The organism is Colwellia sp. 6M3, from assembly GCF_014077595.1.
In the GTDB taxonomy this organism is placed as follows: domain Bacteria; phylum Pseudomonadota; class Gammaproteobacteria; order Enterobacterales; family Alteromonadaceae; genus Cognaticolwellia.
Genome location: NZ_JACGWF010000028.1, coordinates 18,051 through 43,691 on the forward strand (window position 1 = coordinate 18,051; position 25,641 = coordinate 43,691).

Annotated in this window: 24 protein-coding genes; 13 read left to right on the forward strand and 11 right to left on the reverse strand. The window is 38.0% G+C overall.

Translation table 11 applies throughout. The annotated features are described in order from the left end of the window. Positions 1-94: 94 nt before the first annotated feature. From fadD to H4J50_RS08305, 7 genes are all read right to left on the reverse strand, one after another. Entirely contained in the window at positions 95-1,750 is a 1,656-nt protein-coding gene (fadD, locus tag H4J50_RS08275) for a long-chain-fatty-acid--CoA ligase FadD (protein ID WP_182255624.1), read from the reverse strand. 168 nt (positions 1,751-1,918) lie between these two features. Further along, positions 1,919-2,794 carry an alpha/beta fold hydrolase gene (locus tag H4J50_RS08280; protein WP_182255626.1) on the reverse strand — a complete coding sequence of 292 codons (876 nt, stop codon included), beginning with the start codon at positions 2,792-2,794 and terminating at the stop codon, positions 1,919-1,921. A gap of 63 nt (positions 2,795-2,857) precedes the next feature. Continuing rightward, positions 2,858-3,511, reverse strand: a complete 654-nt coding sequence (locus tag H4J50_RS08285) for a M50 family metallopeptidase (RefSeq protein ID WP_182255628.1) — start codon at positions 3,509-3,511, stop codon at positions 2,858-2,860. 58 nt (positions 3,512-3,569) lie between these two features. Then, positions 3,570-3,977: a hypothetical protein gene (locus H4J50_RS08290; protein WP_182255630.1), complete on the reverse strand. Its 408-nt coding sequence runs from the start codon at positions 3,975-3,977 to the stop codon at positions 3,570-3,572. Positions 3,978-4,159: 182 nt separating this feature from the next. Beyond that, positions 4,160-4,849 (reverse strand): tRNA (adenosine(37)-N6)-threonylcarbamoyltransferase complex dimerization subunit type 1 TsaB, encoded by a 690-nt coding sequence (gene tsaB / locus H4J50_RS08295; RefSeq protein ID WP_182255632.1) that lies wholly within the window; start codon positions 4,847-4,849, stop codon positions 4,160-4,162. Between the two features lie 133 nt (positions 4,850-4,982). Then, complete coding sequence (locus tag H4J50_RS08300; RefSeq protein WP_182255634.1) at positions 4,983-6,935, reverse strand: ATP-dependent DNA helicase; 1,953 nt, start codon at positions 6,933-6,935, stop codon at positions 4,983-4,985. A gap of 161 nt (positions 6,936-7,096) precedes the next feature. Beyond that, entirely contained in the window at positions 7,097-7,426 is a 330-nt protein-coding gene (locus tag H4J50_RS08305; RefSeq protein WP_182255636.1) for a hypothetical protein, read from the reverse strand. 520 nt (positions 7,427-7,946) lie between these two features. Here H4J50_RS08305 and hisG point away from each other — a divergent pair. From hisG to H4J50_RS08360, 11 genes are all read left to right on the forward strand, one after another. After that, positions 7,947-8,846: an ATP phosphoribosyltransferase gene (gene hisG / locus H4J50_RS08310; protein ID WP_182255638.1), complete on the forward strand. Its 900-nt coding sequence runs from the start codon at positions 7,947-7,949 to the stop codon at positions 8,844-8,846. 3 nt (positions 8,847-8,849) lie between these two features. After that, on the forward strand, positions 8,850-10,211 hold the full coding sequence (gene hisD, locus H4J50_RS08315; protein WP_182255640.1) for a histidinol dehydrogenase: 1,362 nt from the start codon (positions 8,850-8,852) through the stop codon (positions 10,209-10,211). Beyond that, positions 10,212-11,333: a histidinol-phosphate transaminase gene (hisC, locus tag H4J50_RS08320; RefSeq protein ID WP_182255642.1), complete on the forward strand. Its 1,122-nt coding sequence runs from the start codon at positions 10,212-10,214 to the stop codon at positions 11,331-11,333. A 1-nt stretch (position 11,334) separates the two neighbouring features. Then, positions 11,335-12,405 (forward strand): bifunctional histidinol-phosphatase/imidazoleglycerol-phosphate dehydratase HisB, encoded by a 1,071-nt coding sequence (gene hisB, locus H4J50_RS08325; RefSeq protein WP_182255644.1) that lies wholly within the window; start codon positions 11,335-11,337, stop codon positions 12,403-12,405. A 1-nt stretch (position 12,406) separates the two neighbouring features. After that, on the forward strand, positions 12,407-13,027 hold the full coding sequence (hisH, locus tag H4J50_RS08330) for an imidazole glycerol phosphate synthase subunit HisH (protein WP_182255646.1): 621 nt from the start codon (positions 12,407-12,409) through the stop codon (positions 13,025-13,027). Between the two features lie 3 nt (positions 13,028-13,030). Further along, positions 13,031-13,768: a 1-(5-phosphoribosyl)-5-[(5-phosphoribosylamino)methylideneamino]imidazole-4-carboxamide isomerase gene (hisA, locus tag H4J50_RS08335; RefSeq protein WP_182255648.1), complete on the forward strand. Its 738-nt coding sequence runs from the start codon at positions 13,031-13,033 to the stop codon at positions 13,766-13,768. Then, positions 13,750-14,538 carry an imidazole glycerol phosphate synthase subunit HisF gene (hisF, locus tag H4J50_RS08340; RefSeq protein WP_108456460.1) on the forward strand — a complete coding sequence of 263 codons (789 nt, stop codon included), beginning with the start codon at positions 13,750-13,752 and terminating at the stop codon, positions 14,536-14,538. Before hisA ends, hisF begins: the two co-directional genes overlap by 19 nt. After that, positions 14,532-15,155: a bifunctional phosphoribosyl-AMP cyclohydrolase/phosphoribosyl-ATP diphosphatase HisIE gene (hisIE, locus tag H4J50_RS08345; protein ID WP_182255650.1), complete on the forward strand. Its 624-nt coding sequence runs from the start codon at positions 14,532-14,534 to the stop codon at positions 15,153-15,155. Before hisF ends, hisIE begins: the two co-directional genes overlap by 7 nt. 258 nt (positions 15,156-15,413) lie before the next feature. Then, positions 15,414-15,743, forward strand: coding sequence for a hypothetical protein (locus tag H4J50_RS08350; RefSeq protein ID WP_108456462.1), 330 nt, complete (start codon positions 15,414-15,416; stop codon positions 15,741-15,743). Positions 15,744-15,920: 177 nt separating this feature from the next. Further along, entirely contained in the window at positions 15,921-18,239 is a 2,319-nt protein-coding gene (locus H4J50_RS08355) for an EAL domain-containing protein (RefSeq protein ID WP_182255652.1), read from the forward strand. A 133-nt stretch (positions 18,240-18,372) separates the two neighbouring features. Continuing rightward, positions 18,373-18,837, forward strand: coding sequence for a GNAT family N-acetyltransferase (locus H4J50_RS08360; RefSeq protein WP_182255654.1), 465 nt, complete (start codon positions 18,373-18,375; stop codon positions 18,835-18,837). A gap of 86 nt (positions 18,838-18,923) precedes the next feature. Here the strand turns inward: H4J50_RS08360 and H4J50_RS08365 are convergent, their stop codons facing one another. Beyond that, positions 18,924-19,319 carry an MAPEG family protein gene (locus H4J50_RS08365; protein WP_108456465.1) on the reverse strand — a complete coding sequence of 132 codons (396 nt, stop codon included), beginning with the start codon at positions 19,317-19,319 and terminating at the stop codon, positions 18,924-18,926. A 285-nt stretch (positions 19,320-19,604) separates the two neighbouring features. On the opposite strand from H4J50_RS08365, the gene msrA reads away from it, so the two are divergent. Beyond that, positions 19,605-20,204 carry a peptide-methionine (S)-S-oxide reductase MsrA gene (gene msrA / locus H4J50_RS08370; protein WP_182255656.1) on the forward strand — a complete coding sequence of 200 codons (600 nt, stop codon included), beginning with the start codon at positions 19,605-19,607 and terminating at the stop codon, positions 20,202-20,204. A 204-nt stretch (positions 20,205-20,408) separates the two neighbouring features. On the opposite strand, the gene adk is transcribed toward msrA, so the two are convergent. Both adk and htpG read right to left on the reverse strand, forming a co-directional pair. Next, positions 20,409-21,053, reverse strand: coding sequence for an adenylate kinase (gene adk, locus H4J50_RS08375; protein WP_108456467.1), 645 nt, complete (start codon positions 21,051-21,053; stop codon positions 20,409-20,411). A 180-nt stretch (positions 21,054-21,233) separates the two neighbouring features. Then, complete coding sequence (gene htpG / locus H4J50_RS08380) at positions 21,234-23,195, reverse strand: molecular chaperone HtpG (protein ID WP_182255658.1); 1,962 nt, start codon at positions 23,193-23,195, stop codon at positions 21,234-21,236. A gap of 339 nt (positions 23,196-23,534) precedes the next feature. Here htpG and H4J50_RS08385 point away from each other — a divergent pair, with 339 nt between their 5' ends. Beyond that, the gene (locus H4J50_RS08385; protein WP_182255660.1) at positions 23,535-24,725 is read left to right on the forward strand and encodes a YbfB/YjiJ family MFS transporter; all 1,191 of its coding nucleotides are present in this window, start codon (positions 23,535-23,537) and stop codon (positions 24,723-24,725) included. Between the two features lie 174 nt (positions 24,726-24,899). Here the strand turns inward: H4J50_RS08385 and recR are convergent, their stop codons facing one another. After that, entirely contained in the window at positions 24,900-25,505 is a 606-nt protein-coding gene (gene recR, locus H4J50_RS08390; protein WP_108456470.1) for a recombination mediator RecR, read from the reverse strand. Positions 25,506-25,641: the final 136 nt, after the last annotated feature.

Genomic DNA, 25,641 nt, shown 5'->3' on the forward strand with positions numbered 1-25,641 from the left:
GTTATCTGAGCATGCTCTAAACACAAAAAAGGCCAACTAATGTTGGCCTTTTTTGTGTAACTTTTTGCAGTAAAGTTAAATAGCGAAAGCAGTATTAACGCAATTCACGTCGTAAAATTTTACCGACATTAGTTTTTGGCAACTCGTCACGAAACTCTACCAATTTTGGCACTTTATAATTGGTTAAATTTTCACGACAATGTTTAATCAAGTCAGCTTCAGTTAAATTAGGATCTTTGCGCACGACAAACACTTTAACCACTTCACCACTTGCTTCATGAGGAATGCCTACTGCAGCAGCTTCTAACACCCCTGCATGACTCGCTAAAACTTCTTCAATTTCGTTCGGGAAGACATTAAAGCCAGAAACAATGATCATATCTTTTTTGCGGTCTACAATTTTGAAAAATCCATTTTCGTCCATACAAGCAATATCACCTGTTGCTAACCAACCGTCTTTTAGAATTTCATCTGTTGCTTCTTGTCGGTTGTAATAGCCTTTCATTACTTGTGGGCCTTTAACCCACATTTCACCCGCTTCACCAATCTTTGCATCGCTGCCATCTTCTAACACAATTCTAATATCGGTTGAAGAAGCTGGCAAACCAATAGTGCCACTGTAATGCTCTTGATTATAAGGACACAAGGTGACTAATGGCGCACATTCAGTCAAACCATAACCTTCAAGTAGGCGAGTTTTTGTAACACTTTCCCACTTTTCAGCAACGGGGCGCTGAACAGCCATACCACCGCCTAGTGATAATTTTAACTTAGAAAAATCTAACTCACTAAAGCCAGGAGTGTTTAATAAACCATTAAATAACGTATTTACACCCGTTATAGCGGTAAAGTCATATTTTGCTAACTCTTTGACAAAACCCGGCATATCACGCGGGTTAGTGATCAATAAATTTGTGCCACCTAGCGTGATAAAGGTCAAGCAATTCGCCGTTAAAGCAAAAATATGATAAAGCGGTAACGCTGTAACAACTAGTTCTTTTCCTTCTTCAAGTTGTGGTGCAATCGCCGCTTTGGCTTGCTCTAAGTTAGCAACCATATTGCGGTGTGTAAGCATGGCACCTTTAGAAACACCTGTTGTACCACCGGTATATTGTAAAAAGGCTAAATCCTCACCTTTAAGTTTTACCGCTGTAAATTGATGTTTTGAACCTTGAGCAAGTACCTTATTAAAACGTACAGTATTTGAAAGGTTGAAGGCTGGTACCATTTTTTTAATGTATTTAACGACACCATTAACAATCGCACCTTTAACTGTGCCTAGGCGGTCGCCCAGTGACGTTAAAATAACTTTTTCAACAGCGGTCTTATCAATTACTTTTTCTAAAATACTCGCAAAGTTTTCAATAATTAAAATTGCTTTAGTATTCGAATCATTTAATTGATGCTCTAATTCTCTTGCTGTGTATAACGGATTAACATTAACGACAGTTAAACCGGCTAACAAAGCACCAAAAAGTGCAATTGGATACTGTAAGCAGTTAGGCACCATGATGGCAAATTTATCGCCCTTGACTAAACCTAAGTCTTTCTGCAAATACGCAGCAAAAGCTGTAGCCTGCTCGGCAAGTTCACCGTAACTTATTTCTGCGCCCATATTAATAAAGGCAGTACGCTGAGCATAAACCTCAGTATATTTATGGAACATATCGACAATTGAAGCGTATTTATCAGGATCAATTTCAAATGGAACGCCGGGTGGATAACTCTTCTCAAGCCAAATTTTTTCCACAGTACCTTTCCTCTTTAAATTCTTATTCTTTATTAATGATACTTTTTAACAAATTTTCACTGGTCGATCCAGTTAATTTAAACACTTGTTTAAATTAACTGGATAATGAGACAACTTATTATAGTCGAATAGCTAGAAAACACGCTTAACAATCTTAATCGAAATTAGCTACTCTTCTTTAAATTCTTGTTGATGAATAAACGCGTTTATTCGTGTTACAACTTGCTCAGGTTGTTCCATATGAACATGATGACCACCAATTAACTTATGTACGGTTAACGTTTTAAACAATGGACCAAAGCGCTTCAAGCCTTTAGCAACCATAGACATGCCTTTATTGGCATAAATCAGCTGTGCAGGGGTTTTTATATCGGCAACAATTTGCTCTGCTTGTGTCATGCTTAATCGATAAGGTGATGTCGAACGTAATCGATTGTCAGAGCGCCATTTAAATCCTTGTGCTGTTTGCTCAATACCACGTTGAACAATGATTTTGGCATTGGCTTTATCTAAATCTGATACTTGCATTCTAGCTTCAACAGCTGAAGCAAGACTACTATGATATTTTTTAGTGCTTATGTTTCGCGATAAACGGCTTAATAGGCCTTTTCGCAATTGCGTTGTTGTCGTTGCTTCATCTGCAGTTAACACACCAATGGCATCAATCAGCGTTAATGTCCTTACATGCTCAGGAAATGCTGCTGCGAATGAACAAGCAACCATAGCCCCCATAGAGTGGCCGACAATATCAATAGCTTGCCATTGCTGTGTTCGAAATAACGCAATTAAGTCATAGACCCAGTCTAAAAAGTGATAATGTGCATCAGTACTTCGATGATCAGATAAACCATGCCCAGGCCAATCAATAGCAATAACATGATAGTTGGTTAAATAAGGTAGTAGTGGCTGAAAACTTGCGGCATTATCAAGCCAACCGTGCAAGCATAACAGCAATTTACCCTGCTCATTGCCATTACTTATACCACTAATTTTTCGGCCATTAATTTCAAATGTTACGGCTTTAACTGTGTAATCACTTGGCATAAAAATCCTTTAATTGGCCACAGAGATAAGCGAACGCTGTATGCCGTAATGTTGTGCTGTTGACTAACGTGAGCTGCGTAATGAAATCTTACTGAGCCTGTAAGTTGCAAATAATGCTGCAAAAAACCAAATAACAACCCAAATTATCTCGGGGATATAAGTCAAATCAGCTAAAGCCGCTCCGTCACCGCGGGATTGACCATCAAGTAAATAGAGTGGACTCATCAAACTGTTGATCAGCACTAACAAACCTGTAACTTGTAATAATTTTTGCAGATATTTATGAGAAGAGTATTTTATTTGTGCGAATACCAAAGCCAGTAAAATTAATACAATAAATAAGGTTAATAAATCACGCACCCACAATAAAATGCTACTGCCTAATAATACCACTAGCAGAACAGAAAACACTTGGGCAACTCTTTGATGACTAGATGCTAAATAGAAGATTAAACTCCCCCACAATATCGCGCCCCCATATCCCATCAAGCTAATAAAAAATGCTGAGCCCCCACGAGTTGTGCATAAGCCAGCACCATTGGGAAATAATTGAATTTTTACAATACTGCCGCCGGTTATTAGTGCTGCTAAACCATGACTTATTTCATGAAAATAACTTTCTAACCATTTAAAAGGGATCGAAATAAAAGGCAGTTGTAAAATAATTAATGCGATTAATAACATTAACCAAAAGTGGTATTTAGGTTTAATGTGCATTATTGGAGTTTTAAAGCAGGAGTGATAGTTATTATCCTATAAAAATCAGGTAAGCAAATTAGGCAAACAGGTCAACGCCAAAAATTTGTTGAATATCGTCACGTTGAGCAATAGCACCAACTGACTGATATGCCGCTACAGCTGATCGATTTTGATTAGAAGGTGAATCATAACCACTATTATAGTTAGTTGACTGCTCGCCTTGCTGATTATTTCTTTGTAAGTTATTTCGACTGTCAAATTGAGAAAGTTGATCACGTTCAATAAGCGAAATAGCTTGTTCGTCAATATCTAAACGTTGACGGCCATCAGTTTCGGCCTGTGACTTTTGGGTTTGACTTTCTTCATTGTTAAACTTTTCACGCGCAACTGTGCTTAAACGCTGTTCCTGAGCAGGAATAGCGTTACTATTTCTAAGCGATAGGGCCGCTTGGGCCGCTAAATTTGCGGTATTGTTTACTTGCATAAAAGCTAATTTAACAAATTCTTGTTCAAGTGAACACTACTTTTTATCCACTTAGCGTTAAACACAATCGATAACTAACGCTTACCTTTCCTAAGATAACGGATATAAACAGGTTAACCTTGAATTAAAAAGCGATATCAAAACTATTAAACGCATCGTGGCGTTGTTCAGTGCGAGTAAACTTATCGCCCAGGAAGCTTTTTCCATGAAACGGTATCACGAACATATTTGGGTTGTGCGTGTTCAGCATCAACACAGTGTTTATCAAAGTCGACTTGTCCAATCGTTAACATGGCTAATGCAGTTGGATATAAAATATCAGGTGAAGCGGATGAATTTGACATTAAACTGACTAGTTCAGCATAAGCATCCCAGCCGGTGCCAACACCATAAGCGGGCAGTGCTAAATGTTGATAAAATTGAGCGACAAGATTAGGTGCTAACACAGTTTCTTCAGTTTGCGGTTGCATGATCCCTTGATCATCAACTTCAAAGTAGCAGGTGTAAACTTCTGACATTCGAGCGTCTATTGCTGCAATAACTTTACGCTCTCCTTTTTCATCAAAAGCTTGTTGGGCCATTGCTTGTAAGGTAGATACACCACGAGCAAACAACTGAGCAGAAAAGGCTAAACCTTGTGTTACACCTATTCCAATACGAACTCCGGTAAAACTACCAGGCCCTTGCCCGAATATAATACCATCAAGATCAGTTAATTTAACTTCAGCCTGTTTTAACACGCTGTCTATCATAGGGAGCAAACGCAAACTATGCGACTGAGGACACAGTTCGTATTCGCTAAACTGTTTATCGTTATATCTAATTGCAACTGAACAAGCTTCAGTTGAGGCATCAATGGCCAAAAAATTCACGTCAAAAACCTTTTAAAATTACTGTTTTTCTATGTGGGGGAGTTTAACATTATTTTATATTAAACCCAGAATTCTTTAGCCAAAAGGCTTTCCAGTATCAATTTATAATATTAAAAATATTTACTGACCAACACTAATCTCGATCAGCAATTTGGGCTAAAAATTGTGCGGCTTGGATAATATCTCGACTGCGTTTCATATCGGGTAAACTTTTAAGGAATACTTCTCCGTATGGCCGATTAACTAACCTGTCGTCACATATAACGAGTATACCGTTATCATTTACATCACGAATTAAACGCCCTACGCCCTGTTTTAATGCAATAACCGCTTGCGGCAATTGAATTTGAGCAAACGGATCTTTTCCTTGACGCTTTACATCTTCACTACGTGCTTGTAATAAAGGGTCGTTGGGTGAAGCAAATGGCAATTTATCAATGATCACACAAGTTAGTTTGTCACCTCTAACATCAACGCCCTCCCAAAAACTCGCCGTAGCTAATAAAACGGCACTGTCTTGCTCAACAAACTCTTCTAATAACTTTCGTTTACCCATTTGCCCTTGCACGAGTAATGGGTTATCAATTTGCTCGTTTAATAACTCAGCAACCTGATGCATAACGCGATAACTGGTAAATAGCATAAAACATGCGCCTGCACAGGCTTCAATCAAAGGAATAGCCAGTTCACATAGCGCTTTAGCACGATTCATGTCATTGGCGGCTGGCAAATAACGCGGTATTATTAATTGCGATTGTTTAGCATAATCAAACGGGCTATCAAGTAATAAGCTGGCCGAATCTTCAAGGCCTAAATGGCTAGAGAAATGTTTGAATGCGCCATCAACAGCAAGTGTTGCCGAGGTAAATATCCAGCCAGCGCCTGACTCTTTTACATACGTACCAAACTTGTCAGCTACTGATAATGGCGTTTTATGCAGCACAACATGGCGTGGCGTAGTTTCATACCAAAAGCTCATGCCCATAGCATCTACATCAGCCATTATTTCATATTGTGCTAATAGGTTTACCGCTCGGTCAAAACAGTTATCAATAGCTTCATTGCGAGAAACACAGAGTTTAATCACTTGGTAAAGAAAATCTAAATCAGTTTTTAACAGTTTAAATGCATGCGAAAATTGTTGCTGTTGATGTTTTTCACGCCAGTTACCACGCTCTGGATCGTAGCTAAATAACAAGCGAAATTCTTGACTGGTTTTTAACAGTTTTTCTGCTGCTTTTGCTAATTGTTTTACGTCGGTTAATTCTGTGCGATACACTTGTAACACATCGCTACAAAGATCAAGCATCTGGCGAGTAGAAAACGCTTCACCAAAATATTCACTGGCGATATCAGCTATTTGATGTGCTTCATCAAAAATCATAACATCAGCTTTCGGGATCAACTCACCAAAGCCGCTGTCTTTTAGCGCCATATCAGCAAAGAATAAATGATGATTAACCACCACCAAATCGGCATCAATGGCTTTTGTTCGTGCTTTAATTAAATAACAATCTTCAATATTTGGGCAATCTTTTGCTAGGCAATTATCAACGGTGCTAGTAACAAACGGGAAAACAGGAGAGCCTTCAGTGACATTAACCAACTCACCAATATCGCCACTGTGTGTGCCATTTGCCCACGCACGAACTTTAACAAAGTCAGCTAATGTTTGGGCGTCAAGTTGACCACGCGATTGCTGGTATTGTTCTAAACGATAAATACAAAGGTAGTTAGCGCGTCCTTTTAATAAAGCCACCTGAGCATTACTAGCGAGTGCTTTTCGTATTAAAGGTAAGTCTTTATGAAATAGCTGTTCTTGAAGGTTTTTAGTGCCGGTTGAAACAATAATTTTTATCTGTCCGGCATCATTTTCAGCATTGGCTTTATTCGCTAAAAGCGCTGGAATTAAATAAGCAAATGTTTTGCCCGTTCCTGTACCTGCTTCTACGATTAAACTGCTTTTTTGCGCAATAGCTTTAGATACTTCTAGTGCCATATCGAGCTGAGCTTGGCGAGGAGAAAAGCCACTAATAGCTTTTGCTAAAGCTCCTTGATGTGAAAACGCATGTTCAACAGCACTCATAAGGATACGGCATTAATTAATTTGCGCTCATTATAATCATCACAGTTAAAAATAACAGGAGAAATATTGGCAATCATAGTTATTCTATAGCAATAAAATAAGCCACAAGGTAGTTACTAATATCTGTGCTGCATTTTTAGGATTAAAACAGCGGCGTGATGTTAAATGTAAATATCTAAGTGAGGTTTATCATCTTGTTCTTCGGGTGTGCTCTCACTATCATCAAATATATCAATATGCTGACCCGTGTTATCGATAGGCACCGTTGATGGCTCAACGGCTTCTTTTGATGAGTCGTTTGCATTATCTTCTTTATCAGGTGACTTTTCTTTGGCCACTTTTGTATGGTATAAAGGTTGCTCTTCCAAACCAGCAATATCATCAGAAACAGCATTTGCCGCTGCCCCCTTAGTTAATGCTTTAACCTTTAAGTCAGCGGGTTTTATGGGCACCGGAACAACACGGGTTAGTACTGTTGTAAAAATATCCATCAGTGATCCTTTTTGCCAGATTATTTAGACTTATACATATATCGACAAGACTAATCCAACCTTTAATCGGGCTGTTTTATATTACTTAGAACTAAACAGTACTAGCTTAGTTCAAAATTTCATAGCGAGTAAGTATTAATCCCTTGATCTGCTCCAAAAATCAACGTAATGTAAAGACTAATTAAAGTAACTACTTTAATTTAATAAGAAGCTAGATAATTAACTTACACACTTAAATTATTATTCATAAAGAGTAAATAACATATGACTTTAAATCTGAACGCCATCCATCATCATCACCATCATACGGACTAGCTGCTCAGGTTTTTTCGCTGGGGGGCTTTGAACCTTTCAGCGGTGTAAGATAAATGAAAATTAATTTCTAAACCCCCGAAAGAGTTCACCTCTCTCGGGGGTTTTCGCATTTTTATGGCTATACAATTGTATATACATGATTAATTTCACCATATTAAATGTGACTAAATAGTATAAGAATTTAAAAATTTAATAGGAAAATAACATGTCATCAGAACCACGCTTACGCATTGCAATGCAAAAATCAGGTCGCTTGAGCGACGACACACAAGCGCTATTAAAGCGTTGTGGCCTTAAACTTAATGTTACTGATCGCCGTTTACTTGCTCATGTTACCAATATGCCAATAGATATTATGCGTGTGCGTAGTAGCGATATTCCAGGTTTAGTAATGGACGGTGTTTGTGATTTAGGTATTGTCGGCGACAATACCTTAGAAGAAGCAGCGTTAGAACGTGCCTTAATGGAACAAAAATCAAAATACATTCGCACAACAGGTTTAAACTTTGGCGGTTGTCGATTATCAATCGCTATGCCAGAAGGTTTTAATTATAAAGGGATAAAAAGTCTAGACGGTTTAAGATTTGCGACAACTTACCCACAATTACTCAACCGTTATGCTAAGAAAAATGGCATAAACGTCGAATTTTGTTTATTAAAAGGCTCTGTTGAAGTAGCACCACGTGTAGGTTTGTCAGATGGTATTTGTGATTTAGTGTCAACCGGTGCAACTTTAGAAGCTAATGGCTTGGTTGAAGTGGAAGAAATATTTCAATCCAAAGCCTCATTAATTCAAACGGTAAGTACCTTAGCACCTGAAAAACAAGCTATTCTTGATACTTTATTACCGCGTATTCAAGGTGTAATGAAAGCAAAAGAAAGTAAATACATTATGCTACACGCACCAAAAGATAAAATTGCTCAAGTTAGCGCATTAATGCCAGGAAAAGAAACGCCAACGATACTGCCATTAGCTGGTCGTGATGATCTTGTTGCTGTGCACGTTGTGGCTACAGAAACATTTTTCTGGGAAACAATGGAGGAACTTAACGCGTTAGGTTGTAACTCTATTTTAGTTATGCCAATTGAAAAAATGATGGGCTAAACAATGAGCATAAATAACCAAGACACAACCAAACTAAAAGATTTAATTGTTTGGGAAAATTTGTCTGATAGCGAACGGGGGTTTGCGCTTGCACGCCCCGCTATTGCAGAAAGCGGATTATTGTCTCAACAAGTTGAAAATATTCTCGCTAATGTTAGAGAAAATGGTGATAAAGCCTTATTTGATTTAACTGAAAAATTTGACGGCGTGAAACTTAGCACACTCAAAGTAACTTCAGCACAAGTTGTTGCAGCAAAAGCGCGGTTAACAGTAAAGCGTTTGCAAGCAATTGAAACAGCTTATGGTCAAATACGACGTTTTCACCAAGCACAAATCAGTGAAGATATTCGTGTGGAAACTACCCCTGGTGTTGTATGTACCTTAAAAACTGAAGCTATTGATAGCGTGGGTTTGTACATTCCAGCAGGGAGTGCTCCATTACCATCAACAGTACTTATGCTAGGTGTGCCAGCCCAACTAGCCAAGTGCTCACGTAAAGTATTAGTTTGTCCTCCAAATAAAAGCGGACAATTAGCTGACGAAATATTAGTAGCAGCTTCACTCTGTGATATTGATGAAATTTATAGCGTCGGCGGCGCACAAGCCTGTGCAGCGTTAGCCTTTGGCACTGAAAGTATTGCCGCGGTAAATAAAATATTTGGCCCAGGTAATAAATATGTTACTGAAGCTAAAAAACAGTTGTCACAGCAAGTCAATGGCTTTGCGATTGACATGCCTGCCGGACCATCAGAAGTACTGGTCATCGCAGACGCCAATGCTAATGCTAGCTTTGTCGCTGCCGACTTACTCTCGCAAGCCGAACATGGGCCTGATAGCCAAGTTATTTTATTATCTGACAGCGAAACTTTAATAAATGGCGTGCAACTCGCTTTAGAAGCACAACTTGCAACGTTATCTAGAGCAACCATAGCTCGCCAAGCATTACAGCAAAGTCGTTTAATATTAACCAAAGATTTAGAGCAAGCTGTTGAAGTGTCTAATGAATATGGTCCAGAACATTTGATTGTTCAAACCGACAATGCTCAGCAGTTATTAACAAGTTTACGTAACGCTGGTTCTATTTTTGTGGGCGCTTATACACCAGAATCTGCCGGTGATTATGCCAGTGGTACCAATCACGTATTACCAACTTACGGTTATTCCAAAGTGATTAGTAGTTTATCACTTGCTGATTTTTCAAGACGCTTTACCGTACAAGAAATAACACGCGAAGGCCTTAGTTCAATCGCCGAATGTATTTGTGAGTTAACCGATGCAGAAGGATTAGATGCTCACAAACGCGCAGTAACCATTCGCTTAGAAGCTGAAATTGATAATTCATCAACAATAAGCACGGAGTCGTAAATGAGTATTGCCAACAAGTTAGCCCGTAAAGAACTCATCGATATGGTGCCGTATCAGTCAGCTCGCAGACTGTTTGCTAGCGGCGGCGCAACACAAGGCAAAGTTTGGCTCAACGCCAACGAAGCTTCTGGCACCGGTAGTTATCAAGTTAACAGTGACAGCATTAATCGCTACCCTGACTTTCAGCCACAGAAGCTGATCAATGCTTATAGCCAATACAGTGAAATAGCGCCAGAAAACTTGTTAGCAACACGTGGCGCTGATGAAGGAATTGAACTAATCATCAGAACTTTTTGCCAAGCATATCAAGACAGCATTATTATTTGTCCTCCCACTTATGGTATGTATGCCATTAGTGCTGAAAACCATGGTGCTGATATTATTAAAGTGCCATTAACATCGACAATGTCTTTGGATTTAACAGGATTAAAAGCACAAGTTGGCCAAGCCAAAGTCGTGTTTTTATGCTCTCCCGGTAATCCAACTGGCAACTTACTCGCGCAGCAAGACATTAAAGCCGCGCTTGAGCTTTTTGCTGAAACAGCTATTGTTGTGGTTGACGAAGCTTATATCGAATTTAGCCCAGCGCAAACAGTAGCAAGTTGGCTTGAACATTATCCGCATTTGGTGATTTTAAGAACCCTTTCAAAAGCGTTTGCCTTGGCCGGTTTACGCTGTGGTTTTACCCTTGCGAATACAGATGTTATCACCATGCTCAGCAAAGTTATCGCTCCCTACCCTATTTCAACGCCCGTTGCTGATATAGCAAGTGAAGCTTTAGCAAATCCAGGGCTTGAGCATATGCGTACTCGCGTAAATGAAACTGATACACTAAGAACACAATTAGCGACATGGTTAAACGCACAACAATGGTGTAGCGAAGTATTTAACAGTGATGCTAATTTTGTTTTATTTCGCTGTAAAAGTACCGAATTAAAAGACTTTATTTTTAATGGTTTAGTAGAACAAGGTATCTTAATACGCGACCAATCAAAGCAACAAAACTTAGCAAATTGTTTACGCATTAGCATTGGCAGTGAAAGCGAACTTTCACTATTACAACAAACTATTATTAATAGTTTTACCACTACAACAGCCCAAACGCTGGCACAAGAGAATTAATATGAGCCAAGAAAACATTTTATTTATTGACCGAGACGGTACGTTAATAGAAGAGCCAATTACTGATAAACAAGTCGATAGCTTAGAAAAGTTAGTGTTTGAGCCAAACGTAATTCCAGTATTAATTGCCTTACAGAAAAAAGGCTTTCGATTAGTCATGGTTTCTAATCAAGATGGGTTAGGTACAACAAGCTATCCACAAAGCGATTTTGACCTACCGCATGATAAAATGATGGCGATTTTTACTTCACAAGGTATTACCTTTGATGACGTATTACTTTGCCCACACTTCGAAACAGACAATTGTAATTGTCGCAAGCCTAAACTCGGTTTAGTCAGCGACTATTTACAGCAAGGTAAAGTTAACTTTGCCAACTCTTATGTTATTGGCGATCGCGATACCGATGTTGGTCTTGCTGCTAACATGGGTATTAAAGCCATGAAATATAATCGCCAAACACTTAATTGGGATGATATTGCTGAACAACTACTGAATAACCCAAGAGTTGCAAAAGTAGTGCGTACCACAAAAGAAACCGATATTAATGTCGCTATTAACTTAGATAAAGTGGGCGATATTAGCATTAAAACCGGTTTAGGCTTTTTCGACCATATGCTTGAACAAATTGCTGCACATGGCGGTTTTAGTATGCAAGTAGCTGTTGATGGTGACTACCACATTGACGAACATCACAGTGTTGAAGATACCGCTTTAGCTTTAGGCCAAGCGCTAAAACAAGCACTAGGTGACAAACGTGGCATTGGTCGTTTTGGTTTTGTATTACCGATGGACGAGTGTCGCGCCGAGTGTTCGATTGATCTTTCTGGTCGTCCTTGGTTAGAGTTTGACGCCAACTTTAGTGATAACATGGTCGGCCAAATGTCGACACAAATGGTCTCGCACTTTTTCCGTTCGTTAGCTGACTCAATGGCAATCACCCTGCACCTTTCAACCACGGAAGGCAACTGTCATCACCAAGTTGAGAGCTTATTTAAAGTATTTGGCCGTGCACTTCGCCAAGCCATAACCGTTGCCGGTGACGACTTACCAAGCACCAAAGGGTGCCTATAGCATGAGCGAGAACAAACAAGCTAACTTTGTGATTGTTGATACTGGTTGTGCAAACTTATCATCAGTAAAGTTTGCCGTTGAGCGCTTAGGTTTTTCTATCACTATTTCTGATGATCTTGATGTGATTAAGAATGCCGATAAAGTTATATTACCCGGTGTAGGTAGTGCTCGCCATGCGATGGAAAACATAGTATCGAAAGGTTTAGTACAAACATTACAGCAACTTACCCAACCTGTATTAGGCTTTTGTTTAGGCATGCAATTAATGGCGCGTACGTCTGTTGAAGGCGCAGGTAAAGACGAAGTAGTGCAATGTTTAGGTTTGATTCCAACCGATATTACTCCCTTGCAAGCAAACGGTTTACGTTTGCCGCACATGGGTTGGAATACCCTAACGCAAGTAAGCGACCATGCAATATTCAAAGGTATTAGCGCTGATGATTATTTCTATTTTGTGCATAGCTTTGCTGCCCCTATTTCAGAATATACAGTTGCTCGCTGCCAATACGGCAGTGAATTTTCAGCGGCAATAGCAAAAGACAATTTTATCGGTTGCCAATTTCATCCAGAACGCTCAAGCGCGCTTGGCAGTAAAATCATTAAAAATTTTTTGGAGATGTAAGCCATGATGATCCCAGCAATTGATTTAATCGACGGTGAAGTCGTACGGTTATTTCAAGGTGATTACCAGCAAAAGACTAATTATCAATATACCGCAAAAGAACGACAAAACGTTTACGCTAAAGCGGGTGCAACGGTCATGCACTTTGTTGACTTAGACGGCGCAAAAGATAGCAACAAACGCCAATTAACCTTGCTTGAAACTTTGGTCAAGCACGATACTATGATCATACAAGTAGGTGGTGGCGTGCGCTGTAAAGAAGACGTACAACAGTTACTTAACTTAGGCGCAGACCGTGTTGTTATTGGTTCACTCGCGATAAAAGAGCCTGATTTAGTTCGTACCTGGATAACAGAATTTGGTGGTGAAAAAATTGTACTCGCATTAGATGTAAAAATTGATGCTATGGGCAATAAAACCCTCCCCACACACGGTTGGATAAAAGACAGTGGCGTTAACTTAGAAACATTATTAGATGATTACATTGAAGCAGGTTTAATTCATGTACTGTGTACTGACATCAGTAAAGACGGCACCCTGACTGGCAGTAACGTTGGTATGTATCAAGAGTTATGCCAGCAATACCCAAGCATTAAATGGCAAGCTTCAGGCGGTATTGGGTCTTTAGATGATATTAAAGCACTAATCCCTACTGGCGTTGATGGCGTGATACTTGGCCGCTCGCTACTTGAAGGTAAATTTACCTTAGAGGAGGCAATCGCATGTTGGCCAAACGCATAATTCCTTGCCTTGATGTTCGAGACGGTAAAGTAGTAAAAGGTGTTCAATTTCGTAATCATGAGATTATTGGCGACATCGTACCGCTGGCACAAAAGTATGCACAAGCTGGTGCTGACGAACTAGTTTTTTACGATATTACTGCCAGTTCAGACGACCGCGTTGTTGATAAAAGCTGGGTTAGCCGTATTGCCGAAGTTATCGATATTCCCTTTTGTGTCGCTGGCGGCATAAAAACCGAAGCAGACGCAAAACAAATACTGATGATGGGCGCAGATAAAATATCGATCAACTCTCCTGCATTAAGAGATCCAAGTTTAATTTCGCGCTTAGCTGATGTATTTGGTCAACAATGTATTGTTATCGGTGTTGACAGCTTTTTCAATCAAGACGCTAATAATGGCGCTGGTGAATATCAAGTTTATCAATTCACCGGAGATGAAACCCGAACGCAAAAAACTAAATGGCGCACCTTAGATTGGATCCAAGAAGTGCAAAAATTAGGTGCTGGTGAAATTGTACTTAACTGCATGAACCAAGACGGCGTTCGCCAAGGGTATGATATTACACAGCTCAAACAAGTGAGAGATTTGTGTAAAGTCCCTCTAATTGCCTCAGGTGGCGCGGGCGAAATATCACACTTTGTTGATGTATTTCAACAAGCAGATGTTGATGGCGCCCTTGCTGCCAGTGTTTTCCATAAAGGTATTATTCCGATGGACGAATTAAAGCAAGCCCTTAAAAATGAAAAAGTAGAGATCAGATTATGCTAATTACAAATGACAATATTAGCCAATTGGCATGGGATAAAATGACGGGCATGATCCCAGCAATTATTCAGCACCAAGATACTGGTGCGGTGTTAATGCAAGGCTATATGAATGTTGAAGCCTTAGAGAAAACGTTAAGTACAGGTTTAGCCACTTTTTATAGCCGCGCGAAACAAGCATTATGGTGTAAAGGCGAAACAAGCGGTAACTTTTTGAAAGTGAGTCAAGTGGTAACTGACTGCGATCAAGACAGCTTATTAATTGCCTGTCGTCCGCAAGGACCTACTTGTCACCTTGGTACAGAATCTTGTTTCCCTGAGCAAAAAATTAGCCAACAAAATTTTCTAAGCCACCTTGAGCAAGTTATCGCCAGTCGCAAAAATGACGCCCCTGAAGACAGCTATACTGCGCACTTATTTTCACGTGGTACCACCAAAATGGCGCAAAAAGTAGGTGAAGAAGGTGTTGAAGTTGCCTTAGCAGCAGTGGCAGAAACTAAAGAAGATTTATTAGGTGAGTGTGCCGATTTGTTCTATCACACAATCGTATTGCTGCAAGATCAGAACATTGATTTAAGCGAAGTAATGGCAGTATTAGCTTCTAGACATTCAAAGAAGTAATACCAAACAATTAATAGCTAACTATTTTTTAGTTAGCTATTTCCTTCATTATCTTTTTTATTTATCTAGTGACTTAGTTATTTTAAAGCTATTGTTAGTAGGTAAAACAACAGCATCATTTACCTAAACTATTCACGCTATCGCACATAAATAAAATAAGTCTGAGCTTAAAGAGGATTAGGTTGACCATCAATGTCTTGCTGTATATAATTCGCGCAATATTTTTTCATGACGATAATATAGGCTAAGGAAAGCACATTGTTAAAATTTCGCGCAATCAAAAAATATGGTGCTAAATTGATGCCAGCACTTGAAAGTCGTTTTGGTGAAAAAAAATATTATACCCCTTCCGAGGTTAGATCTACTGTTTATCTAAAAAACTTTAACCCTAAATATCTACCATTAGCATATTTACTTTATTTAGAAAAAAATGATTTAAAGAATGTAATATATATTGAGTATCCAGAACTCGATATTGAACAATATACAATAGAAATTAATCATTATATTTCTCGAAAAAAATATGGCGAATACTTTCAACGTTTGAACGTAAACTTAACTGATATCGAATCAGTTACTAGCCAATAACTAATCAACAAGCATCCATATAAGTTAATTGGACATAACTCACTACCTTTCTATATACGCTATTTATTATTTCTGCTATTTTTATTTAATACGAGGATCTTTTTCGATATTTTATTCGTATAAGTAAATCTAACCACGCTTCAAAAACAAAACTCAAGCATAAGAAGTTAATGTTGTATGATAGCTAAAATTAAACATCGCTCTATAGAAAACAAAATCCTATTAACCGCTAGCGCTGCAGCTGTCTTTGGTTTTATCCCCATTCTATTTTTTAGCATAATCGCTCAAGATATCACAGAAATAGTCCTGTCATTAACAGGTATGATAACGATATTTATTATTTTTTTGGGTGTTTTACTCACCAATAAAAAAAATATAACAAAATTTTTTAGTTACTCACTTGCGGTGTTTTCTCAAATCATCATTTTAGTTGCTGTTGAACTCAAAGGTGAACAATTAATTTATTGGACTTTTCCGGTGATAGTAGCGAGTTTTTACTTACTACCCACTTTGACAGCTAGTATTTTTAATGGCGTTTTAATTACCAGTATCTGCTATATAACTTATCAACAACTTGATAGTTTTATACTGGTTAGAATCATTGTAACCATGATATTAACCAATGTTTTTGCATCTGCTTTTTCTGTATTTATGCAGAATAAAAATCGACAATTATCCCAAAGTGACAATTTAAATAAACTGCGTAATAATATTCTTGAATTAATTGCCAGCTCAGCCCCTCTATCACAAATACTACCTGCTATTATAAATGGCATTGAAAAAGAGCATACTGAAATGTTGTGCAGTATTTTACTAATCGATAATACGGGTGAACATTTAATGCTAGGAGCTGCGCCAAGTTTACCTGACTTTTATAATCAAGCGGTCGACGGTGTTCAAATAGGTAAAGGAAATGGTTCATGCGGTACAGCAGCGTTCACCAAAGAAAGAGTTATTGTTAGTGATATATCAAGCCATCCTTATTGGGTTCCGTGGGCTGAAATGGCTAAAAAAGCTCAATTAGGTGCCTGTTGGTCACAGCCTATTATCGATAGTAAAGGTGAGTTAATTGGTACATTTGCAATTTATCATCGTAAAAAATCCACACCAAAAAAAGCAGATTTCGCCCTAATTGAACAAATATCAAACCTTGTACGTATCGCCATTGAGCGAGATAGTGCGGATAAAACTATATGGCATCAAGCCAACTTTGATAACTTGACACAATTGCCTAATCGTAACTTATTAAAGGAACACCTAACTTTAGCACTTGAGAACGCTAAACGAGACAAAAAACAACTAACCATTGCCATGTTAGACATCGACAACTTTAAAGATATAAATGACTCTCTTGGTCATAATGTTGGCGACGAATTATTAATTGAAAGTGCAAAACGTATAAAAAATTGTATTAGAGCAAATGATATTGTTGCGCGATTAGGTGGTGATGAATTTATTATAGTGTTACTGGGAACCACTACTGCAAAAGATATAGATAACATTGGGCAAAATTTATTAACCACGTTTGCACAACCCTACACCATTAATGAGCAAAGTGTTCATTGCACAGCCAGTATAGGTATTGCCAGTTATCCCGATGATGCTATAGACATTAACTCACTGTTAAGAAATGCTGACCAAGCAATGTACAACGCTAAAAATCAAGGTCGCAATAGCATTCACTTCTTTACTGAAAATATGCGCACTGACTTTCTAAAGCGCATGGAAATAATAAAAGATTTACGCACGGCTATAACACAACAGCAATTTCATATGGTCTATCAACCCATTGTTAACTTATCGAACAATAAAGTAATTAAAGCTGAAGCGCTTATTCGTTGGCAGCACCCTGAAAAAGGCTTAATTTCTCCGCTAGATTTTATCCCGATTGCTGAATCAACAGGGTTAATCGTAGAGATCAGTGAATGGATATTTAATGAAGTCACTGAAAAAGTTAAATACTGGCGCGAGGCATATTGCCAGGAGTTAATGATCAGTATAAATACTTCACCAGTACAATATAAAAATCAAGGAGAGCAAATAAGTGCTTGGGTCAATTCTCTAGAAGAGCGAAACATTTCTCCTAAAGCGATTGCCATTGAAATAACTGAAAATTTGTTAATGGAAAATCAAGCTGAAGTCGTTAGCGTGCTTGAGCAAATTCGTAAAAAAGGTGTTGCGCTTTCCATTGATGATTTTGGTACTGGCTATTGCTCATTTTCATACCTTAAAAACTATACGATTGATTACCTGAAAATTGATAAAAGTTTTGTACAAAATATGTCAGCAGATAATGAAGATTCTGCGTTATGTGAAGCGATAATTGTCATGGCAAGTAAGCTTAATATTGATGTTATTGCAGAAGGAATTGAAACTGAGCAACAAAAACAATTTCTAATACAGGCAGGTTGTCTTTACGGTCAAGGTTTCTTATTAGCTAAGCCAATGTCAGATATTGATTTTGAACAATTACTGATCAACGAAAAATCCTGCTAACAAAGTTTTATATCAATATAGCTTGCATAGTAATATTAGTATTTTCAACTCAATTATAAAATACCTTATCGCTGTGCTGTACTTAATTAAAGTACCGTGAAATGATATAAAAAACATTGCCAATCAAATTATTATGCTTACAGATAACATGTGGAAAAATAAAACTTTCTCAGAGCTAACTACTGATGAACTCTACGATTTACTTAAACTACGAATTGATATCTTTGTTGTTGAGCAAACCTGCTTTTATCCTGACTTAGACAATCACGACCGCCACCCATTAACCCAACACTTATTTTGTTATCAAAAAGGTGTTATGACCGCTTACCTGCGTATTCTCCCTAAAGGGTTAACTTATACAGATTACATTAGTATTGGCCGAGTGGTAATCGCTCCATGTGCTCGTGGTACAGGGCTTGGTCATGAATTAATGCGCGTAGCTTTAGCACTGTGCTCAACAGACTTTCCAAATGATACTGTAAAAATATCAGCGCAAGAGCATTTAGAAAAATACTACAATCAGCATGGATTTGAACGTGTGAGTGATATGTATTTAGAAGATGATATTCCGCATATCGCTATGTTGAAAATACGCTAATATTGCAGGAAAAATGACTGACTAAAAAGCCAACATTGGTTTTAGCAAGGTTGGCTTTTTATGAATTCGCTAATGTTTTTTATTGCCTAAGCCAGCATAAATAAACGAATATTCTCTATCGATAAAACTAATAGTACAAGGAATGTTACAAGCACACCAATTTGGCGTGGTTTTGAACTGCCAATCGTTTTACTTAAACCTATAGCGTGCGACAAACGAGCTAGCAATAACGCACCACCTAATATATGTAACATCAAAGCAGATGCGCCATTTACTTCGTAACAGCCTAGTAATATTAATGCTAGTGGAACATATTCTGAGAAGTTACCATGAATTCGTACCCGCTTGGCTAAAGTTTCATTGCCACTGGTACCAATGCCAATTTTCGCACTCAAACGTACGCGAATAATATTTATAGATAATCCTATATATAAAAGTCCTAATAAACTGGCATAAAAACCAGTTAATGAAAGCGTTACCATTGTTTTTCCTCAGTACTATTTTAATAAGTCATTAAGTTTCATATTATGCGAAATACTACCGATTAAGTGCTTAAATTAATAGCAGTATTTACACTTTATGCTATACAGCCTGTTAACTCTGGTATGTAGTAAAATAACGCTTTGTAGAAATTATTCTGATTAAAAAATTATAACCAGACTTTTTAAATTAATAATCAAAAAATGAAATACCATTGATCAATAGCAGGTCTATTACGTATAACAACATAACCCATGATACTTTCATCCTTTTAAAGCGAGATTCTTATGAAAAAAATATTAGGCTTAGTTTTAACCTCATCAATACTTTTGTATGCATCGCTGGCTCATACCAATGAAACCAAAAAAGCCATTTTAGCTGGCGGTTGTTTTTGGTGCATGGAATCAGACTTCGAAAAACTCACCGGCGTTACTGATGTTGTATCAGGCTTTACAGGTGGAAAAATTAAAAATCCAACCTACAACGGGGATCATACCGGTCATTATGAAGCAGTCGAAATAACTTACGATCCAAATATAGTAAGCTACCAAGCTATACTTGATCATTACTGGGTAAATATTGACCCTTTTGATGCTAAAGGCCAATTTTGTGATAAAGGACCGAGTTACCTAAGTGCTATTTTTGTAGCTAACGAGCAAGAGCGTCGACTCGCTGAACAAACAAGAACAGCTGTCAAAGCAGAGTTTCCTAATCAAACGGTTGTTACGCCTATTTTAAACACCAGTACTTTTTATCCCATTAAAGGAGAGGAAAGCTATCATCAAGATTATTATAAGAATAACCCTATACGTTACAACACTTATCGTTGGAGATGTGGTCGAGATAGTCGTTTAGAAGAAATCTGGGGAGATAGAGCAAGCCATTAAAAGTCAGTAATGAAATATACTGAAAAACTATTAAGTGCAGTAGTATTTAAAAATATTAACTATGGCTGTCTCAATTAACTCAATAAATTGTAGAGCTAGACAGCTTACTTGATAAACATTTCATAGCAAATTTGAGCGCTACGCACAAAAAAAGCTCGCCTAGGCGAGCTTCTTCATTTTTAAGTTAACCTTAAAGGATTTAACTTAAGATAACTTTTCATCTAACAATGCGCTAACTTGTTCAACGGGTTGAGTACCGTCAATAGTTAAATAAGCACAAGCATCTGCTTTAGCTTCAGCTTGGTAGTAGGCAACGAGTGGTTTAGTTTGTTCATGGTAAATACCTAAACGCTTACGAACAGTGGCTTCTTCATCATCTGGACGAACAGCTAAGTCATCACCAGATACATCATCTTTACCTTCCACTTTTGGTGGATTATAAACGATATGATAAACACGACCTGAACCAGCATGAACACGACGTCCAGCCATACGTTCAACAATCACTTCATCTGGCACGTCAAATTCAATAACATGATCAACAGCAACGCCATTCTCTTTCATCGCGTCAGCTTGTGGTATAGTGCGTGGAAAACCATCAAGTAAGAAACCTGCTTTACAATCATCTTGAGCAATACGTTCTTTAACTAAACCAATAATTAATTCATCAGAAACGAGCTGACCTGCGTCCATTACTGCTTTAGCTTTTTTACCAAGATCAGTGCCTGCTTTAATTGCAGCGCGAAGCATATCACCGGTAGAGATTTGCGGAATGCCAAATTTAGCCATTAAGAATTGTGCTTGAGTACCCTTACCGGCACCAGGTGCACCTAATAAAATAATGCGCATTTAGTATAACCCTATTTAATAAATGAATTGGTTTTTGAAAGTGCAAACACTATACATATTCAAAGGGGTGCAAACAAGTGGTAAGCACTGTAAATAAACAAAAAAGGAGCTAAAAAGCTCCTTTTTTTGACTAAAGTCTAACGACATTATGACTTAAGTAGTATTCAACCTGAGTTGGTACTATTTAGTCAGGCTTAACATTAGCTTGTTTAAACGTGACACAAATGTAGCAGGGTCTTTTAAGCTACCGCGCTCAGCTAACATAGCTTGTTCAAATAAAACTTCTGCCCATTGTTTAAACTGTGCATCATCTTGCTCTTCAGCAACATGTTTGATCAAGTCATGTTCAGCATTGATTTCAAAGATTGGTAATGAGTCTGGTACGTCTTGACCAACCGATTGCATCAGCTTCATCATTTGGCTGCTCATATCATGTTCGTCAGCAACGATACATGCTGGAGAGTCAGTTAAACGCTGTGAAATTTTAACGTCTTTAGCTTTACCTTCAAGTGCTGCTTTTATGCGAGTAACAACTGAATCGAATTCTTGCTCAAGTTTTTCTTGTGCTTCTTTCGTTTCTGCGTCGTCCATACCACCTAAATCTAAACCACCACGAGTGACTGATTGTAATTGCTTACCGTCAAACTCAGTTAAGTGGCTAACTAACCATTCATCAATACGATCAGACATCAAGAATACTTCAATGCCCTTCTTGCGAAATACTTCTAAATGCGGGCTATTTTTAGCCGCTTCGAAGCTATCTGCAACCACGTAATAAATTTTGTCTTGACCTTCTTTCATACGCTCAATGTATTGCGCAAAAGAGGCACTTTGCATGCTGTTATCTTGATGAGTAGACGCAAAACGCAGAAGTTTTGCAACCGCATCTTTATTAGCAGAATCTTCTGCTGGACCTTCTTTTAGTACTTGACCAAATTCGTTCCAGAACAGTTGATATTGCTCAGCATCTTTGTTGCCTAATTTTTCAAGCATTTTTAAAACACGTTTAGTACAACCCTTGCGAATTGTTTCAGTGATTTTATTATCTTGTAAAATTTCACGTGATACGTTTAAAGGTAAATCATTAGAATCCAATAAACCTTTTACAAAACGTAAATAACTTGGCATGAATTGCTCAGCGTCATCCATAATGAATACGCGTTGAACAAATAACTTTAAACCATGTTGTTTTTCACGGTTGTGCATATCAAACGGTGCTTTAGACGGAATATAAAGTAATGACGTATATTCAGTTTTACCTTCTACTTTATTGTGTTCCCATAAAAGTGGGTCACCAAAGTCGTGCGAAACGTGCTTGTAAAATTCTTTGTACTCTTCGTCTGAAACTTCTGATTTCTCACGTGTCCAAAGCGCTGTAGCTTTGTTTACTGGCTCCCATATTGCTGGAACAGCTTCACGCGCTTCTATAGCAGGTGAAGTAACATTGCCTTCGTCGTCTTTTGTCTCAGTAACGGCTTCAACGGCAGGTACTTCTGGTGTTAACATTTCAACAGACACAGAAATATGGTCCGAGTACTTAGTAACAATCGACTTTAAACGCCAATCATCAGCATATTCACTTTCTTCTGCTTTTAATTGAAGAATAATGTCAGTACCACGATTAGTTTTTTCAATTTTAGCGGTGGTAAATTCACCTTCACCAGTACTTGTCCATTCAACACCTTCAGAAGCAGCAACACCGGCAGCGCGTGAACGCACAGTTACCGAGTCAGCAACGATAAATGCTGAGTAAAAACCAACACCAAACTGACCAATTAATTGTGAGTCTGATGCTTCATCACCAGAAAGCTGTGAGAAAAATTCTGAAGTACCTGATTTTGCAATCGTACCTAAGTGATCAACGATTTGGTCATGCGTCATACCAATACCGTTATCAGAAATCGTAAGCGTATTGTTTTCTTTATCACAACTTACACGAACACGTAAATCACCCTCGCCTTCATATAAGTCAGCATTAGATAATGCTTTAAAGCGTAATTTGTCAGCGGCATCGGCAGCATTGGAAACTAACTCACGTAAGAAAATTTCTTTATTTGAGTAAAGAGAGTGGATCATTAATTTTAGAAGCTTAGCGTTATCAGTTGCAAACTGATGGTTTTCTTTTTGGCCTGTTTCTGACATGTGAAATTTATCCTACATTTACTGGTTGAAAACGAATGTTTGTCGTGGGTATCAAACATTATTATTCAATACTCACTCGATAGTTAACATGTGGGGGTAGCGAAAACATTTTCAAGCAAAATATTAAAATTTTTCACATAAAACCTTCTCCCTGCGTATGTTGATATAAAGCGCTAAGTTTTATCGACAAACCTTTTTGCATAGTCCACATCAAAAATAATGATTTGCTTTCAATCACTTTACTCCTTACATTTAAGCTTTTCTGATGACCTTCCTCCAGACAATACAGGCACTTTTATTTCATGAATGTTTACATAAGTAATGACATAGGGATTGAAGATGTTTTTTGATCGAAACAACAATGCCGCTATTTTACTAGCGGGTATTTTAGCTTTAGTGGTTGGCGTTGGTGTCGCGCGATTTGCTTTTACCTCGTTATTGCCCTCTATGCTAGAAAATCACTTAAGTATTGCTTTTGCTGGTGTACTCGCGTCAATTAACTATGTGGGTTATTTGACAGGATCGATTTTTTCTATTTTCATTAAAGATATTCATGCCAAGGTTAAATACTTTCGAATTGGCTTAGTTTTGTGCGTTATTACCTCGCTACTGTTGGCTTTTAGCGAAAATAACACTATTTGGCTACTGTCTCGATTATTAGCGGGCTTTGGTGCGGCTATGGCATTAGTGGTGGGCTCTGCTATTGTCATGTCAAAGCTACAAAACACCAATAAAACCAAAGCAATGGGCATTCATTTTAGTGGCTTAGGTTTTTCTATTTTAGTCTCTGATTTAATCATGCGCAGTGTTTTTACCTACAGTGAAAACTGGCAACATGCTTGGTTAGCGTTAGCGATTGCTGGCGCACTTTTCGCCTGTTATTCAGGCTATATTTTAAGTTTTGAAAAACAAACAGCGGATCAAGTTATTAAACACAAATTTGATCGAACGTTATTTACTCCATTAGTTATTGTACTCGCCCTTGCCTATTTTACCGAAGGAGTAGGCATGGTAGTACAAGCAACATTTTTGCCTGATATTGTTAATTCTCTACCTGGTTTAAACGGCTACGGTGGCTATGCTTGGTTAGCGGTTGGCTTAGCGGGTATTCCCTCTTGTATTATATGGATGCGTTTAGCGCATAAATATAACAGTATCGATATTATGATGGTGGCGATGGCACTGCAGGTTGTTGGTATTTTAATACCAACATTTTCAGCTAACATTTATCTTAATTTAATTAGCGGCATGTTATTCGGCGCAACATTTATTGGCCTTGTATCACTGTTTATGAATTATGGCGGCCAACTGGCAGGTAAAAACCCCGTTTTCATTATGGGTTTGATCACAGCGGCATATGGTGTTGGACAAGTCGTAGCACCGTTATATTGTGTGGCATTAATCGCAGAATTTAAAAACTATAACGCGGCACTTTATCTCACTGCTTTTATTGTATGTTGTGGCATATTCTTACTTAAATACGCCCAAACCAATTTAGTACCTAAAATGCCTGTAGAAAATGAAACGTAAACTTTAACGTTGTATTTAACTTTAATTTAAACTTAAATTGAAAGATGAAGCGTTTGGTATGAAAAACAATGGATAAATGTTAGGTGTAAATAGCGAAAAACGAGCAGATTTAGTATGTTCTGCTCGTGATACACGTAGTTAATAAAAATGATTTTTCAGTCTATTTTAAAGCGACTAAAATATATAATTTTTTCGCCCCGACAAAGCATGTGACAAGGTATTACCGTCAACATATTCTAGTTCACCGCCAACGGGTACACCATGTGCAATCCTTGAGATTTCAACATCGTGGATTTGGGTAAGCTCCGCAATAAAGTGTGCCGTAGCTTCACCTTCAACAGTGGGGTTAGTGGCCAATATAACTTCACTAAACTGACCTGTTGCTAGTTGTTTTTCTAGCACATCTAAACCTAAATCATCAGGGCCAATTCCGTCAAGTGGTGACAAATGCCCCATTAAAACAAAATAACGACCTTGAAATTCTCCCGTTTGTTCAATGGCGATAACATCAGCTGGCGATTCAACTATACACAACTGTGTTGCTATTTTACGCTTTGGGCTTTGACAAATATCACATAACGCTTCTTCTGTGAAGTTACGACATTGCTCACAATGGCCTATATTTTCCATGGCGCGAGCTAACGTTTGAGAAAGCTTGCTGCCACCATGACGATTGCGTTCAAGTAAATGAAAAGCCATACGTTGTGCTGATTTGCCACCTACGCCGGGTAAACATTTTAATGAATCAATAAGTTCTTGAACTAACGGGCTAAATTTCATTACGACTCTTTCTTGGCTTAATTGATTTTCATTTACCTAATGTTAAGTAAATGAATAATATTTACAACGGAGTTTATCATTGAGTTTAAAGATTGATAATAACTTATTAAAAAGAATTTTTTCACTTCAAACATAG